This is a genomic window from Pararhizobium antarcticum (assembly GCF_001885585.1).
In the GTDB taxonomy this organism is placed as follows: domain Bacteria; phylum Pseudomonadota; class Alphaproteobacteria; order Rhizobiales; family Rhizobiaceae; genus Pararhizobium; species Pararhizobium antarcticum.
Genome location: NZ_LSRP01000001.1, coordinates 1 through 15,099, shown reverse-complemented (window position 1 = coordinate 15,099; position 15,099 = coordinate 1). Strand labels below are relative to the sequence as shown.

Here is a 15,099-nt window from a genome sequence, read left to right as displayed (position 1 = left end):
GGGTCCTAGCGCAAATCTCACCGCCCGTCACTGTCACTCTAGCACGAAACCGTCCATTCCTGGCGTCTCGATGGCTAAAAATCACGCTTTTTGCCTCGTGCAGGGCGATACGACACCGCCGGGATGGACAGCTGGCTGATAGGCTTTCGGGTCTACCGAGGGATCGGCGCCTTGTGTGTCACCCCTGTTCTGTCGACACGCTGTTCTGGAGTTGTCGCTTGCCAATAACCCTCACGATGAAAATCCGGGTCGGGCTGAGTTGCGTGATCGCCTTGCTTGCCCTCGCCGGTGCGGCGCACGCGGCGTTGATCTATGCCAGCAATAATTTTGCCGTCGTCATTCCCGGCGAGTTGTATCGCTCCGCTCAGCCAGACGCGACGCTGCTGGCCGAATACCGGTCGCGTTACCACATTCAGACGGTCATCAACCTGCGCGGTCGCCAGGACGAAGGCTGGTACCGGGAGGAGCGGCGTGCATCGGTGGCACTGGGGCTCGATCAGATCGATTTCCGCATGGCCAGCAGCAGGGAGCTTTCACGCGCCGACGCCGACAGGTTGATCGCGGTCATGCGACATGCACACAAGCCGCTTCTCATCCATTGCAAAGCAGGCGCTGACCGCACCGGCCTTGCCTCGGCGCTTTATCTCGCGGCCTTGGCCGGCGCAGGTGAGGCGCAGGCAGAAGCGCAGTTGTCGATTCGCTACGGACATTTTTCCGTGCCATATCTGAGCAGTGCCTATCCGATGGATGACAGTTTCGAGCAGATGGAGCCAGCCCTGGGTTTTGGCGATTGATCCATCCTGTATTGATCCATACTTGTCTCTGGTCGCAAAAGTATAAATCCCGAATATCGAAATAAGATTATCGGCCAAGAGAATAAAGAAACACTGCAGATCGTCCTTCTGCATAGGCGTGCTGAAGTCATGGTGTGGCCAATCCCGCGACGACACATGATGGTATCTGCCTTCATGAAAGGAGCGACTATGTTTAGGATTTTCAAAGCCTTCGGTGCTGCAGTCATTGCATTCGGCATCGGTTTCACTGCCGCTGTTCCGGCAATGGCAGCCCCGCTGATGCCTGTGCAGATCGAAACGAAATCGGGCATCCATGCGATCGGCCATCGTGGCAAATGGCATCGCCGGCAGTATTATCGACATGGCTATGAGCGGCCTCGTCACCGCAATTCCGGCTATCGCCGCCATCACCGGAACGGTGACAACTGGACGGGCAGCTACGGCCGTCGCACCTTTGGTCACCATCGGCGTCACAACGGCCATCTGCGGTTCGGCATCTATTTCAACTGAAGGCATAGCGTTTCGCCGGCGACGGGCGTGACGGCGTTCGCCGCGTTTGGCCTGACGCTGGCAGCCTGCCCTAAAAGACGTTCGCCACAGCGGGCCGGCGTGTCTCCGGCCTCTCTGCGCAGCGTTCACCGACCGCGATTTTATTGCGGGTGACGGGACGAGCGCAGTCTGTCTTCAAGATTCAAGGTTTTCGTGGGGCTGAGATGACAAGAGAACCACTTTTCCGATTGGGTGATTTCATAATCTGGTCTTTTATTTTGGGAAGCGTCATCGGCTACCAACTCTGGGCCCGGGAGACTTCCAGGCCGATGACGACCGTCCCTGCTGTCGTGGGCGGCGTGACGGGCTGAACCTGCCGCTGCTACTTTTCCTTCAAGACAAAGCCGCTTGCACAAAAGCAAAGGGCTCAGCGATTTCTCGCTAAGCCCTTGAAAAAAGGATGGTGGGCGTAACAGGGATTGAACCTGTGACCCCTACGATGTCAACGTAGTGCTCTCCCGCTGAGCTATACGCCCATCCGATGTCGGCGCATAGATCACAAAACCTCTTATGGCGTCAATAGGCTTTTATCGGCTTTTTGACAGGAAGTTTCGCGACCGTCCGGACGCCTTGTAGAGCAGGCTATGCAGCCAGCATTTTGTTGACTTCATCCACGAGGTCACGCAGGTGGAAGGGCTTGGAAAGGACCTTTGCGTCCTTCGGAGCCTTCGAATCAGGGTTCAGTGCAACGGCGGCAAAGCCGGTAATGAACATGACCTTCAGGTCCGGATCCAGTTCCGTCGCGCGGCGGGCCAGCTCGATGCCGTCCATTTCCGGCATGACGATGTCGGTCAGGAGCAGGGAGAAGGGTTCTTCGCGCAGCCGGTCATAGGCACTGGCGCCATTGTCGTACGACATCACCTTGTAGCCAGCCTTTTCAAGGGCCTTCACGAGAAAGCGGCGCATGTCGTTGTCGTCTTCGGCAAGGAGGATTTTTGGACTCATGGGTTCAGCCGTTGCTACTTCCATCTGAATGTTGGGAATTGCGGAGCCTTCATGAAACCGCATGTGGGTAAATATCCGGTGAAGACTTGCGTTCAAGCCCTGCCACCCGTCTGCAACGACTATGGACACAGATGCCACCAACTGGCAACATACACGAAGCACCCAGTTTATGACATGGTAAAAAAGGGCTCAGATGGCGGACGATGTCTGCGAAACCGACCTGTTCGAGGTCCTGGAGCCGGAAACGCAGCGCATCCCCTTCGTTTTCAATTCTCCCCATAGCGGCAGGACTTATCCACCGGAATTTCTCAGCCAGTCGCGGCTCGACGCCATGTCCATCCGCCGGTCGGAAGATCACTATGTCGACGAACTGTTCCATTTCGTGACGGATCTCGGCGCACCGCTTCTCATGGCGCATTTCCCCCGCGCCTTTCTCGACGTCAATCGCGAGCCCTACGAACTCGATCCGCGCATGTTTGATGGCGCATTGCCGTCCCATGCCAATATCGGCTCCCTGCGGGTGGCCGGCGGCCTTGGAACAGTGCCGCGGCTGGTGGCGGAAAACATGGAAATCTACGGACGCCGTATCCCGGTGGCGGATGCACTCGAGCGGATCGAGCAGATCTACAAGCCCTATCATGCCTGCCTGCGCCGCCTGATCGCGCGAACCCATGTGCAGTTCGGCCTGTCGGTGCTGATCGACTGCCATTCCATGCCGGGCAATATCCGTGTGGCCGGCAGCACCCAACGCCCGGATTTCATTGTCGGCGATCGCTATGGAACCAGTGCGTCTGCGGAATTGTCGCGGACGGCCGTGACGATTCTGGAGGAGCTCGGTTTTTCCGTCGCCCGCAACAAGCCCTATGCCGGCGGCTTCATCACCGAGCATTACGGACGCCCGGCCCGAGGACTGCATGCTCTGCAGATCGAGATCAACCGCGGACTTTATGTCGATGAGGCAACGCTGCGTAAGAAGCCGGGTTTTGCAAACCTGGCGCAGGCGATCGCGATGTTCGTTTCGCAGCTTGCCCTGCATGTCGGAACCTATCCCGAAAATACAGCGCTTGCCGCCGAATAGACCATTCCAGGCGTTTTGGAAGAAAAAGCGTAGGTGGGGAACCTGCCGGGTGGCGTGACGCTGCCTGTGGCAAAATGACCTTGTCTGCACGCAGCAGGAGGTCAAAAAAAACCGCGCCTGTGGCGCGGCTAAGTCTAGGGAGGAAACACCCAAGGAGGGTATTTACAGCCACAAGTGACTGTAAGGAAAAATTAATATTGCGACGCACCATTGTCAAGCGGAAAACCGTTTTCGTTTCGCAGTGCGGCAAATCCGGGCGTGGGCATTTTTCCTGTTTTTGAGCAAAAACCCGCGTTTTTGATGCCGGTTGCCTGACGTAGATCTGGATTCGCTTCGTGTTTGGCGCCGTACCTGGCGTAAGTGCGTTATTTCTTCGTTTTTGACGCGATTGTTTTTCTTTTCAAAAAAAATGGTCTAAGCAGGCTCGACGCCCCTCCCTGCTTCAGAATGAGGTTTCCATGCTGCCGGATCGTGACTTTTTCAATCGTCTCGCGGATGCCGCGAAGGCGGAGACCCTGCCGCGCTTCCGCACAGGAACCAGCGTTGCCAACAAGGAGGCCGGCGGTTTCGATCCGGTCACGGAAGGCGATCGTGGCGCCGAGGCGGCGATCCGGGCGATGATCGAGACGCATTTCCCCGATCACGGCATTCTCGGCGAGGAGTTCGGCAATGTCGGTCTCGACCGCGATCATGTCTGGGTCATTGATCCAATCGACGGAACGCGCGCGTTCATCTCCGGCCTGCCGGTCTGGGGAACGTTGATCGGCCTCTATCACAAGGGCGAGGCCATCATGGGCCTGATGGATCAGCCGTTTACCGGCGAGCGTTTTTTTGCCGATGGCAGGCAGTCGCATTTCAGCGGGCCGGGCGGTGACAAGGTCATTTCCACTCGCCCGTGCAAGGATCTTTCGGAAGCCATCCTGTTCACCACGTCGCCGCATCTCTACAAGGGCGACATCAAAACCCGTTTTGAGGCGGTACAGGACAAGGTGCAACTCGCCCGCTATGGCTGCGATTGCTACGCCTTTGCGCTGCTTGCCTCCGGGCATATCGATCTTGTCGTCGAATGCGGGCTGAAACCCTATGATGTCGGCGGCCTTATTCCGCTCATCGAGCAGGCGGGTGGCATCATTACCGACTGGAATGGCGGCCCCGCCGAAATGGGTGGCGAGATTATCGCAGCCGGCAGCGCCGAGGTGCACGCCCAGGCCCTGGCAATCCTGAAGACCTGATCTTTCCGGAAGAGCCCTTTATTCCGCCGCACCGGCGAGATCGGCCATATCCGCGTCGCTGCCCGGGATGAAGGCCTCGATGGCGGCGATCGCCTGGGCGCGATAGTGGTCTGCCTCCTGCAGCAACTCATGGCGCGCACCGTCGACCGGGATCATGTGTCCGGCCCGAAAATTGCGGGCGAGGTTTTCAACGGCCAGATGCGGCACCAGCCTGTCCTGCGTCGGGGCGAGTACGATCGTCGGTACGCGGATCGTCGTCAGGTGCTCGCGTCGTGTGACACGGCGGATCGCCTTGAAGGTTTCGTGCAGCCAGCGCGCCGTCGGGGGACCCATCGCCAGCCGTGGTTGCGCCGCGGTCAGGCCCATGTTGCGGGCAAAACGCCTGCTGTCGCTGGTTAAAAGGTTGTTCGCGAAGGGCAAGGATCCGCGATCCCGCTTTAGCGGCAGAAAACCGAGACCCACTGCACTCACCGCGGCGGCCAGAAGGCCGATCAGCCCCTGGCCTATCGGTTGCGCGCCGAGCGCCACGAAGGGGGCGCAGACGACGAGGCGGTCGATGCGATTGGTCATCAGCGGCGCATGCGACAACGCAATCAGCGCACCCATGGAATGCGCGACCATGAAGAAGGGCAGGCGCGTATCCGGCAAAACGATCTGCTCGAGAAAAGTCGAGAGATCCTTTTCGTAGTCGGTAAAACGCCGGACATGGCCGCGCCGCGCTTGCTTCAGCATCCGATCCGAGCCGCCCTGGCCGCGCCAGTCGAAGGTGGCGACCCAAAGACCCCGGGCCGTAAACTCGGAAATCGTCTCGTAATATTTCTCGATGGATTCGTTGCGGCCCTGCAAAAGCACAACGGTGCCTCGTGCAACCGGCGCATCGCTGCGGAAGATCGCATAGCGGATCTGCTTGCCGTCGACACCCGTGAAATATCCGGCAGTCGTGCTGCCAGACGTATTGCCGGACATGTGGCCCGGCATGGGATTATCGATCGAGGAGTGGAGGATGTCTGTCATTGGCAGGGATCGTCCGCACGTCTGGCTGGCAAGGGGCAATGCTCAAGGGATAGGCCGTGGTTTCGATCGCGTCAAAGAAAAACGCCATAAAGAAAAAAGGCCGGAAACGGTGGGCAAGCCCGCTGCCGTTCCGGCCTCGAAAAGCTGAAGGAGAAGGGACATTCACTTCAGCGCCGGGACATTTGCGCCCCGATGCCTGCTGTTGTAGCGAGGCAAGGCTGAATGCTGACCGAACCGGCTGTTCATCGGCGGTTAATATGCCTTGCAATGCGTTTGCTCGGAACCGGATCAAAACCTCTTGAAGCGACGAAAAACAATTCCCATCTGTTCTTCACGGTCGCCGATCAAGGGACCGTACCACCGGTTCTGCCACAGCCTTCGAATGGGGTGGCAGGGCTCCACACGCAAACCCGTTGCTCTCAAGAGGACATCATGCGTCACGTTGATTTTACCCCCCTGTATCGTTCCACTGTTGGATTCGACCGTCTTTTCACCATGCTCGACAGTCTCGGCCAGCCGGAGCAGGCGCAGACCTATCCGCCCTACAATATCGAGCGGACCGGCGATAACACCTATCGCATCACCATGGCCGTTGCCGGCTTCGACGAAAGCGAACTTTCGATCGAGGCGCGCGAGCACACGCTGACGGTCAAGGGCGAAAAGAGCGAGGAAGCCGCCACCGAGAATCAGTTTCTCTATCGTGGCATCGCCAAGCGCGCCTTCGAGCGCCGCTTCCAGCTCGCCGAATATGTCGAAATCCAGTCGGCTTCGCTGAAGCACGGTCTGCTCCATATCGACCTCCTGCGCGAAATCCCGGAAGCGGCCAAACCGCGCCGGATCGATATCGTCGCGGCCCAGTCGGCACCGAAGCAGATTGCCGCCACGCAGATCGAAGCCAGCGCTCACTGAACGCTTGATGCGTTTATGACCGAAGAGGCGGCGTCCGAAAGGGCGCCGTTTCTGTTTTGAGGCTGTGTCGCGACGGCCGCCTCTGCGTCCAGCCGGCGTCCGCGCTCTGCATATTTCTGGGCAATGACGGCGCAGACCATCAACTGGATCTGGTGGAACAGCATCAGCGGCAGGACGATGCTGCCAATGCTCTGGCCGGCGAAGATGACGTTGGCCATGGGAACGCCGCTGGCGAGGCTCTTCTTCGAGCCGCAGAAGGTGATGGTGATCTGATCCTCCCTTGAAAACCCGAGTTGCCGGCTTCCGAGCATGGTGACAAGCAAAACGATCGCCAGAAGCAGGATGTCGAGACCAATGACGACGGTCAGGTCGCGGATTGAAAAAGTGTGCCAGAGACCGCCCGTGACGGCATCGCTGAAGGCGAGATAGACGATCATCAGGATCGAGCCGCGATCAACCGGCATCAGCAGCCTTTTGCGCGCGCGGATGTAGTCGCCAATCCAGGGCTGCAGGATCTGGCCGAGGATGAAGGGCGCCAGAAGCTGCAAAAGGATCTGCTCGAGCGCAGCGAGGGAAAAGCCGCGCTGACCACTCGCCGTGAACAGAAGCCCGACGAGCAGCGGCGTCAGGAACATGCCGAAGATATTGGAAGCCGATGCGGCGCAGATCGCTGCCGGCACATTGCCTCCGGATATCGAGGTGAATGCGATCGACGATTGTACCGTCGACGGCAACACGCACAGGAACAGGATGCCGGTATAGAGCGCTGGCGGGAGCAGCCATGCGGGAATGAAGCCGGCGGCAAGACCGAGCAGGGGAAAGAGGCCGAAGGTCGCGGCCAGGATCGCCAGATGCAGCCGCCAGTGAAGGATGCCCGCGACAACGACATCCCGCGAAAGCCGGGCTCCGTGCAGGAAGAACAGCATGCCGATGGCAACCTTCGTCGCCAGCGCGAACCATTCCGCCGCAACGCCGGATATCGGCAGCAGCGAAGCGAGACCGACGGTGAGAACCAGGAGGATGGTGAATGTATCAGGCAGGAAGCGGCGCATCGTTGCTCTTCGATCTTATTGTGCGCCGCAACCTTTCAGCCGGGAACGCGCTTAGCAAGTCGCCAGAAATTGCCCCACATCATCCTGCGTCGTCGCAAAGCTGGTGACGAGGCGGTAGAGGCCTTCGTCGCTGTCCATGGTCGCCGCGACTTCCTGCGGTGCGGGCCAGTCGTAGAAGACCGCGCCCTTGTCCTGAAGGGTCTTTGCAGTTTCAGCGTTCAGGATGACGAAGAGCTCGTTGGAGCCCGAAGGCCAGGCAAGGCGTGCCGAGTTCGATCGCGCGATGCCTTCGGCAAGCTTTGCGGCCATCGCATTGGCGTGACGGGCAAGGTCAAGCCAGAGTTCGTCCTGCAGGTAGGCGTCGAACTGGGCGGCGATGAAGCGGGATTTCGAGAAGAGCTGGGCCGAGCGCTTGCGCAAATAGCTCATCTCGCGGGCTTTTGCGGTGTCGAACAGGATCAGCGCCTCGGCGCACCAGCAGCCGTTCTTGGTGCCACCGAAGGACAGAAGGTCGATGCCGCTCATCCAGGTCATTTCCGCCGGCGTCGCGCCGAGCGTCACCAGCGCATTGGCAAACCGTGCACCGTCCATATGCAGCGGCAGATCGTTCGATCTCGCGATCGCGGAGATCGCCTGGATCTCATCCAGCGAGTAGACCGTGCCGGCTTCAGTTGCCTGGGTCAGTGTGATCGCCATCGGCTGGCCACCGTGCACACCCCCGCTTTGCGTGCGGCGGATAGCGGTCTTCAAATGTTCCGGATCCATCCGGCCAAGCAGGCCGTCAACAGGGGCAAGTCGGCTACCATGCGCAAAAAATTCCGGTGCGCCACACTCGTCGGCATTCACATGGGCATGGGTGTGGCAAAATGTGTGTCCACCGGGCCGGTTGGCGCTGGCGATGGCGAGCGAATTGGCCGCAGTGCCCGTGCCGACGAAAAAGACCGCGACCTCGCGTTCGAAAACCTCCGACAGCTTTTTCTCCACCGCCTTGTCGAGGTCGCTGGTGCCATAGGCCGAGGCATAGCCGCTGGCCGCCTTGACGAGGCTTTCGGCAATCAACGGATGGGCGCCGGCCCAATTGTCGGAGGAAAAAATCATCGTCTTGTCCTGCTGTTTTGTGACGCAAACCGCGTCGTCCGGGTGGGTGGCAGGACAATAATGCTCTGCGCGGCGCGGTCAAAGCGGGAACACGTCAACAGCTTATTTCCAGACCATTTTGAAACCAAATAGACGATTTCTCCGCGTTTTTGAAATATAATTACAAAACAAGGTAATTATCCGCAATCTTGCGAAAAACACTTTGATTATTTTGTGGCGGCGGCCTTGCAGGGAGAACGGCTTTCTGGCATAGAACCTATGAAATAGGACAGTCTTGCTGTCCTATTTCGGTCTTAAGACCGGAAATCGCCGGAACAGCCCCGCTCATTGCCGGGTGGTCCGGCCGTAACCCGGCGCCGTCTGCGGGTGCTTTTCATCTGTCTGATAACGCCGGTGCGTACAAAAGGTCGCGGACATTCTTGCCGGCAGCAGCCATGCTTCATTTGCGACCGGATCAGGATCATGCAACGATAATGCCAGTTCGGGCTATCATGGGCGCACGCCCACGAAAGCAGATGCCGACTGCGGGACTGCCCGGATGAGCCGGGCATAACAGGAGGGAAGACGATGACGGACTTTACGCCATCCCACGATGCAGAACTCGACCTCGTGCGCCAGACGGCGACGGTCGCACGCACCCCTGAATTCCGCGGCATGCCGAAGAAACAAGGCCTTTACGATCCGCGCAACGAGCATGATGCCTGCGGCGTCGGCTTCGTCGCGCATATGAAGGGACAGAAGTCGCACCAGATCGTCACCGATGGTCTGTTCATACTCGAGAACCTGACGCATCGCGGTGCTGTTGGTGCCGACCCGCTGATGGGCGATGGCGCCGGCATTCTGGTGCAGATTCCCGACCGCTTCTTCCGCGAGGAAATGGCGGCGCAGGGCGTGACCCTGCCGCCGGCTGGCGACTATGCTGTCGGCTATCTGTTTATGCCGCGGGACGAAGCCCAAATCGCGCATTTCAAGAGTGTGATCGCCACGGTTGTGGCCGAGGAAGGGCAGGTCCTGCTCGGCTTCCGCGACGTGCCCGTCGACAACGCCTCGTTGTCGAAGGCTGCCGACATTGCTGCGACCGAACCGCACCACGTTCAGGTTTTCATCGGTGCCGGTCGCGATGCCGCCACCAATGCCGAGTTCGAGCGCCGGCTGTTCACCCTGCGCAAGGTGATATCGAACCGCATTTACGACGCTTTCCAGGGCGCCGATACCGGGTTTTATCCGGTCTCTCTGTCGACCAAAACCATCGTCTACAAGGGCATGTTCCTTGCCTATCAGGTCGCGGCCTATTTCAAGGACCTGTCGGATCCGCGCTTTGAATCGGCGGTCGCGCTCGTGCACCAGCGGTTCTCGACCAACACCTTCCCGTCCTGGAAGCTGGCGCATCCCTACCGCATGGTCGCCCATAACGGCGAAATCAACACGTTGCGCGCTAACGTCAACTGGATGGCAGCCCGTCAGGCCTCCGTGTCTTCGCCGCTGTTCGGTGCCGATATCTCCAAGCTCTGGCCGATTTCCTATGAAGGCCAGTCGGATACGGCCTGCTTCGACAACGCACTGGAATTCCTCGTGCAGGGTGGCTACCCGCTGTCGCATGCGGTCATGATGCTGATCCCCGAAGCCTGGGCCGGCAATCAGCTGATGAACCCGCAGCGCAAGGCATTCTACGAGTATCACGCTGCCCTGATGGAGCCATGGGACGGTCCGGCCGCCGTGTGTTTCACCGATGGCAAGCAGATTGGCGCGACGCTCGACCGCAACGGTCTGCGTCCGGCGCGTTATATCGTCACCGACGACGACCGGGTGATTCTCGCCTCCGAAGCCGGCACGCTGCCGGTGCCGGAGGAGCGCATCGTCAAGAAGTGGCGCCTGCAGCCGGGCAAGATGCTTCTGATCGACATGGAAGAGGGCCGCATCATCTCCGACGAGGAGTTGAAGTCGACGCTCGCCAACCAGCATCCCTATCGCCAGTGGCTCGACAACACCCAGCTTATCCTCGAGGAACTGAAGCCCGTCGAACCGCGGGCGCTGCGCCGCGACGTCTCGCTGCTCGATCGCCAGCAGGCTTTTGGCTACACCCAGGAAGACACGCGCATCCTGATGTCACCGATGGCGACAACCGGTCAGGAAGCCATCGGCTCGATGGGCACCGATACGCCGATTTCGGCCATGTCGGACAAGGCCAAGCTGCTCTATACCTATTTCAAGCAGAATTTCGCGCAGGTTACCAACCCGCCGATCGATCCGATCCGCGAAGAGCTGGTGATGAGCCTTGTCTCCTTCATCGGCCCGCGTCCGAACCTGCTCGATCATGCCGGCATGGCGCATGCCAAGCGCCTGGAAGTGCGCCAGCCGATCCTGACCAATGGCGATCTCGAAAAGATCCGCTCCATCGGCCATACGGAAGACCGTTTCGACACCAAGACGCTCGACTTCACCTATGCGGTTGAGCGTGGCGCCGAAGGCATGCCTGACATTCTCGACCGGCTCTGCGAGCGGGCGGAAGCCGCCGTCAAGGGCGGCTACAACATCATCGTGCTCTCCGACCGGCAGATCGGCCCGGATCGCGTGGCGATCCCCGCACTTCTGGCAACGGCGGCCGTGCATCACCACCTGATCCGCAAGGGGCTGCGTACCTCGGTCGGCCTCGTCGTGGAATCGGGCGAGCCGCGCGAAATCCACCATTTCTGCCTTCTGGCGGGCTATGGCGCCGAGGCGATCAACCCCTATCTCGCCTTCGATACGCTGACCGACATGCACAAGCGCGGCGAATTCCCGAAGGAAGTCGACGGCAGCGAGGTCGTCTACCGCTACATCAAGGCGGTCGGCAAGGGCATCCTCAAGGTCATGTCGAAGATGGGCATTTCGACCTACCAGTCCTATTGCGGTGGCCAGATCTTCGACGCGGTCGGTCTTTCCTCCGAACTGGTGGACAAGTATTTCTTCGGCACGGCGACCCAGATCGAAGGCATCGGTCTCGAAACCATCGCCAAGGAAACGGTCTCCCGTCACAGCGCGGCTTTCGGGAACGATCCGATCCTGAGCAACACGCTCGAGATCGGCGGCGAATATGCCTATCGCATGCGCGGCGAAGGCCATGCCTGGTCTCCGGATGCCGTTGCTTCGCTGCAGCATGCCGTGCGCGGCAATGCCGTGGACCGCTACCGCGAATTTGCCGAGATGGTGAATGGTGCGGCTTTGCGCATGAACACCATTCGCGGCCTGTTCTCGATCAAGGGCGCGGAAACCATCGGCCGCACGCCTATTGCCCTCGACGAGGTGGAGCCGGCGGTCGATATCGTCAAACGCTTCTCGACCGGGGCCATGTCGTTCGGATCGATCAGCCGCGAAGCGCATACGACGCTTGCCATCGCCATGAACCAAATCGGCGGGAAGTCGAACACGGGTGAAGGCGGCGAGGAGGCGGATCGCTACCTGCCGCGTCATGATGGTTCGAAGAACCCGGAACGCTCGGCGATCAAGCAGATCGCGTCCGGCCGCTTCGGGGTGACGACCGAATATCTCGTCAACGCCGACATGTTGCAGATCAAGGTTGCGCAGGGTGCCAAGCCCGGCGAAGGCGGCCAGCTGCCCGGCCACAAGGTCGATGCGACCGTTGCCAAGACCCGGCATTCGACACCGGGTGTCGGCCTGATTTCGCCGCCGCCGCACCATGACATCTATTCGATCGAGGATCTGGCGCAGCTGATCTACGACCTGAAGAACGTCAATCCGGAAGCCGATATCTCGGTCAAGCTCGTGTCCGAAGTCGGTGTCGGCACGGTTGCGGCCGGCGTTGCCAAGGCGCGCGCCGACCACATTACCGTCTCCGGCTATGATGGCGGCACCGGCGCGTCGCCGCTGACATCGCTGAAGCATGCCGGTTCACCCTGGGAAATCGGCCTTGCCGAAACCCATCAGACGCTGGTGCTCAACGGGCTTCGCTCGCGCATCGCCCTGCAGGTCGATGGTGGCCTGAAGACCGGCCGCGACGTCATCATCGGTGCGCTGCTGGGGGCCGACGAGTTCGGCTTCTCGACGGCGCCGCTGATTGCCGCCGGCTGCATCATGATGCGCAAGTGCCACCTGAACACCTGTCCGGTGGGCGTGGCAACGCAGGATCCTGTCCTGCGCAAGCGCTTCAAGGGGGCCCCGGAACATGTCATCAACTACTTCTTCTTCGTGGCGGAAGAGGTGCGCGAAATCCTGGCATCGCTCGGCGCCAAGCGTTTCGACGACATTATCGGCCTGTCCGAACTGCTCGAGAAGGATGCGATGATCTCGCACTGGAAGGCCAATGGCCTCGACTTCAGCCGTATCTTCCACAAGATCGATGCGCCCAAGGAAAAGACCTACTGGACCGAAAAGCAGAACCACCCGATCTATGACATTCTCGATCGCCAGCTGATCGAAAAGGCCATGCCGGCGCTGGAATCGAAGACGCCTGTTGCCTTCGAAGTGCCGATCAAGAACGTCGACCGCTCTGCCGGCGCCATGCTGTCAGGCGAAGTCGCCAAGCGTTATCGCCACAGGGGCCTGAAGGACGATACGATTACCGTCACCCTGCGCGGCACGGCCGGCCAGTCCTTCGGGGCCTTCCTGGCGCGGGGCATCACCTTTGATCTCATCGGTGACGGCAATGACTATGTCGGCAAGGGCCTTTCGGGAGGACGCATCGTCGTGCGTCCGCCGGAAAATTCAAGGATCGTCGCCAAGAACTCGATCATTGTCGGCAACACGGTTCTCTACGGCGCGATTTCCGGCGAGTGCTATTTCAACGGCGTTGCCGGCGAACGTTTTGCCGTGCGCAACTCCGGGGCCATCGCGGTCGTCGAAGGCGTGGGTGATCATGGCTGCGAGTACATGACCGGCGGTGTTGTCGTCGTTCTCGGCCAGACCGGCCGCAACTTTGCAGCCGGCATGTCGGGCGGTGTCGCCTATGTGCTTGATGAAAGCGACGACTTCCCTATGCGCTGCAACATGGCGATGGTCGAACTCGAGCCGGTTCCGGAAGAGGACGATATGCTGGAAAAGCTGCACCATCACGGCGGCGATCTGATGCACAAGGGCAGGGTGGATGTCTCCGGCGACATGACGCGCCATGACGACGAGCGGCTGTACCAGCTGATCTCCAACCACCTGCACTACACCGGTTCGCCCCGCGCCAAGGAAATTCTCGACCACTGGGTCGAGTTCCGTCCGAAATTCCGCAAGGTCATGCCGGTCGAGTACCGGCGTGCGCTGGAGGAAATGGAACGGATGCGCATGGGCGTTGCGGCTGAATAGGCCGAATCTGTTTGATACCGTGCTTCCGGCGTCGGGCCGGGAGCATCTCATGCGCGCTTCGATAGCGTCCATTCAATGAGAAGATGTCAGGAAATACGATGGGCAAGGTAACTGGATTTCTGGAAATCGACCGCCAGCTGGCGAAGTATCAGCCGGCCTCCGACCGCATTCGCCATTTTCGCGAATTCACCATTCCGATGTCGGAACCGGAAGTGCAGAAACAGGCGGCCCGCTGCATGGACTGTGGCATTCCCTATTGCCACGGCCCGACCGGCTGCCCGGTGCACAACCAGATCCCCGACTGGAACGATCTCGTCTACAATGGCAACTGGGACGAGGCGATCCGCAACCTGCATTCGACCAACAATTTTCCGGAATTTACCGGCCGCATCTGCCCCGCCCCTTGCGAGGAAGCCTGCACGCTCAATCTTGAAGATGCGCCTGTAACCATCAAGACTGTCGAGCAGGCGATTGCCGACAAGGCCTATGAGATGGGCTATATCGTGCCGCAGCCGGCCACCACCAAGACCGGCAAGTCCGTCGCCATCATCGGCTCCGGTCCGGCCGGCATGGCAGCGGCCCAGCAACTGGCACGCGCCGGCCATGCGGTGCATGTCTACGAGCGCGAAAGCAAGCCGGGCGGCCTGCTGCGTTATGGTATTCCGGACTTCAAGATGGAGAAGAACTTCATCGACCGGCGCATCGAACAGATGAAGGGCGAGGGCGTCACGTTCCATTGCGGCGTCAATGTCGGTGTCGACAGGACGATCGAAACCCTGCAGGCAGAGCATGATGCCGTGCTGTTTTGCGGTGGCGCCGAAAAGCCGCGCGATGCCGGTATCCCGGGTGTCGAATTTCACGGCGTGCATGATGCCATGCCCTATCTGGTCCAGCAGAACCGGCGGGTCGGTCGTGAAACCATCGACAGCGTCGGCTGGCCGTCCGATCCGATCCTGGCCGGCGGCAAGCATATCGTCGTCGTCGGTGGTGGCGATACCGCGTCCGACTGCGTCGGCACCGCGTTCCGCCAGGGCGCCGTCAAGGTCACCCAGCTCGACATTCGCCCGCAGCCGCCGGAAAAGGAAGACAAGCTGTCCGTATGGCCGTTCTGGGCGACGAAGATGCGGACATCCTCGAGC

Annotated in this window: 12 protein-coding genes and 1 tRNA gene; 8 read left to right on the top strand and 5 right to left on the bottom strand. The window is 60.0% G+C overall.

Annotated features, from left to right (window positions below):
- Nucleotides 1-218: 218 nt before the first annotated feature.
- Both AX760_RS00060 and AX760_RS00055 read left to right on the top strand, forming a co-directional pair.
- The gene (locus AX760_RS00060) at nt 219-794 is read left to right on the top strand and encodes a tyrosine-protein phosphatase (RefSeq protein ID WP_245294895.1); all 576 of its coding nucleotides are present in this window, start codon (nt 219-221) and stop codon (nt 792-794) included.
- A 189-nt stretch (nt 795-983) separates the two neighbouring features.
- Nucleotides 984-1,304 (top strand): hypothetical protein, encoded by a 321-nt coding sequence (locus AX760_RS00055; RefSeq protein ID WP_071830787.1) that lies wholly within the window; start codon nt 984-986, stop codon nt 1,302-1,304.
- A gap of 440 nt (nt 1,305-1,744) precedes the next feature.
- Here the strand turns inward: AX760_RS00055 and AX760_RS00050 are convergent.
- Together AX760_RS00050 and cpdR1 are read right to left on the bottom strand one after the other, a co-directional pair.
- Nucleotides 1,745-1,819 (bottom strand) — tRNA-Val (locus AX760_RS00050).
- 106 nt (nt 1,820-1,925) lie between these two features.
- Complete coding sequence (cpdR1, locus tag AX760_RS00045) at nt 1,926-2,288, bottom strand: response regulator CpdR1 (RefSeq protein ID WP_071831015.1); 363 nt, start codon at nt 2,286-2,288, stop codon at nt 1,926-1,928.
- Nucleotides 2,289-2,481: 193 nt separating this feature from the next.
- Between cpdR1 and AX760_RS00040 the strand changes: the two genes are divergently transcribed.
- Together AX760_RS00040 and hisN are read left to right on the top strand one after the other, a co-directional pair.
- Nucleotides 2,482-3,366: an N-formylglutamate amidohydrolase gene (locus AX760_RS00040; RefSeq protein ID WP_071830786.1), complete on the top strand. Its 885-nt coding sequence runs from the start codon at nt 2,482-2,484 to the stop codon at nt 3,364-3,366.
- Nucleotides 3,367-3,824: 458 nt separating this feature from the next.
- Nucleotides 3,825-4,598 (top strand): histidinol-phosphatase, encoded by a 774-nt coding sequence (gene hisN, locus AX760_RS00035; protein ID WP_071830785.1) that lies wholly within the window; start codon nt 3,825-3,827, stop codon nt 4,596-4,598.
- An 18-nt stretch (nt 4,599-4,616) separates the two neighbouring features.
- Here hisN and AX760_RS00030 read toward each other — a convergent pair whose 3' ends face one another.
- On the bottom strand, nt 4,617-5,612 hold the full coding sequence (locus AX760_RS00030; RefSeq protein ID WP_071830784.1) for an alpha/beta fold hydrolase: 996 nt from the start codon (nt 5,610-5,612) through the stop codon (nt 4,617-4,619).
- Here AX760_RS00030 and AX760_RS26960 point away from each other — a divergent pair.
- The gene (locus AX760_RS26960) at nt 5,602-5,760 is read left to right on the top strand and encodes a hypothetical protein (protein WP_175551984.1); all 159 of its coding nucleotides are present in this window, start codon (nt 5,602-5,604) and stop codon (nt 5,758-5,760) included. The two genes, AX760_RS00030 and AX760_RS26960, sit on opposite strands and share 11 nt — an antisense overlap.
- Before the next feature lie 284 nt (nt 5,761-6,044).
- Nucleotides 6,045-6,521: an Hsp20 family protein gene (locus AX760_RS00025; protein ID WP_071830783.1), complete on the top strand. Its 477-nt coding sequence runs from the start codon at nt 6,045-6,047 to the stop codon at nt 6,519-6,521.
- Here the strand turns inward: AX760_RS00025 and AX760_RS00020 are convergent.
- Together AX760_RS00020 and AX760_RS00015 are read right to left on the bottom strand one after the other, a co-directional pair.
- Nucleotides 6,515-7,573, bottom strand: a complete 1,059-nt coding sequence (locus tag AX760_RS00020; RefSeq protein ID WP_083531016.1) for a bile acid:sodium symporter family protein — start codon at nt 7,571-7,573, stop codon at nt 6,515-6,517. The genes AX760_RS00025 and AX760_RS00020 overlap by 7 nt on opposite strands.
- Before the next feature lie 51 nt (nt 7,574-7,624).
- Nucleotides 7,625-8,671, bottom strand: coding sequence for a threonine aldolase family protein (locus tag AX760_RS00015; protein WP_071830782.1), 1,047 nt, complete (start codon nt 8,669-8,671; stop codon nt 7,625-7,627).
- A 567-nt stretch (nt 8,672-9,238) separates the two neighbouring features.
- Here AX760_RS00015 and gltB point away from each other — a divergent pair.
- Nucleotides 9,239-13,960 (top strand): glutamate synthase large subunit, encoded by a 4,722-nt coding sequence (gene gltB / locus AX760_RS00010; RefSeq protein WP_071830781.1) that lies wholly within the window; start codon nt 9,239-9,241, stop codon nt 13,958-13,960.
- Between the two features lie 98 nt (nt 13,961-14,058).
- On the top strand, nt 14,059-15,099 hold a 1,041-nt coding region (locus tag AX760_RS00005; protein ID WP_071830780.1), incomplete at its 3' end, for a glutamate synthase subunit beta.

Coding starts and splice junctions, on each gene's coding strand:
- AX760_RS00055 (WP_071830787.1), top strand. CDS start 984: ATGTTTAGGATTTTCAAAGCCTTCGGTGCTGCAGTCATTGCATTCGGC.
- cpdR1 (WP_071831015.1), bottom strand. CDS start 2,288: ATGAGTCCAAAAATCCTCCTTGCCGAAGACGACAACGACATGCGCCGC.
- AX760_RS00040 (WP_071830786.1), top strand. CDS start 2,482: ATGGCGGACGATGTCTGCGAAACCGACCTGTTCGAGGTCCTGGAGCCG.
- hisN (WP_071830785.1), top strand. CDS start 3,825: ATGCTGCCGGATCGTGACTTTTTCAATCGTCTCGCGGATGCCGCGAAG.
- AX760_RS26960 (WP_175551984.1), top strand. CDS start 5,602: ATGTCTGTCATTGGCAGGGATCGTCCGCACGTCTGGCTGGCAAGGGGC.
- AX760_RS00030 (WP_071830784.1), bottom strand. CDS start 5,612: ATGACAGACATCCTCCACTCCTCGATCGATAATCCCATGCCGGGCCAC.
- AX760_RS00025 (WP_071830783.1), top strand. CDS start 6,045: ATGCGTCACGTTGATTTTACCCCCCTGTATCGTTCCACTGTTGGATTC.
- AX760_RS00020 (WP_083531016.1), bottom strand. CDS start 7,573: ATGCGCCGCTTCCTGCCTGATACATTCACCATCCTCCTGGTTCTCACC.
- AX760_RS00015 (WP_071830782.1), bottom strand. CDS start 8,671: ATGATTTTTTCCTCCGACAATTGGGCCGGCGCCCATCCGTTGATTGCC.
- gltB (WP_071830781.1), top strand. CDS start 9,239: ATGACGGACTTTACGCCATCCCACGATGCAGAACTCGACCTCGTGCGC.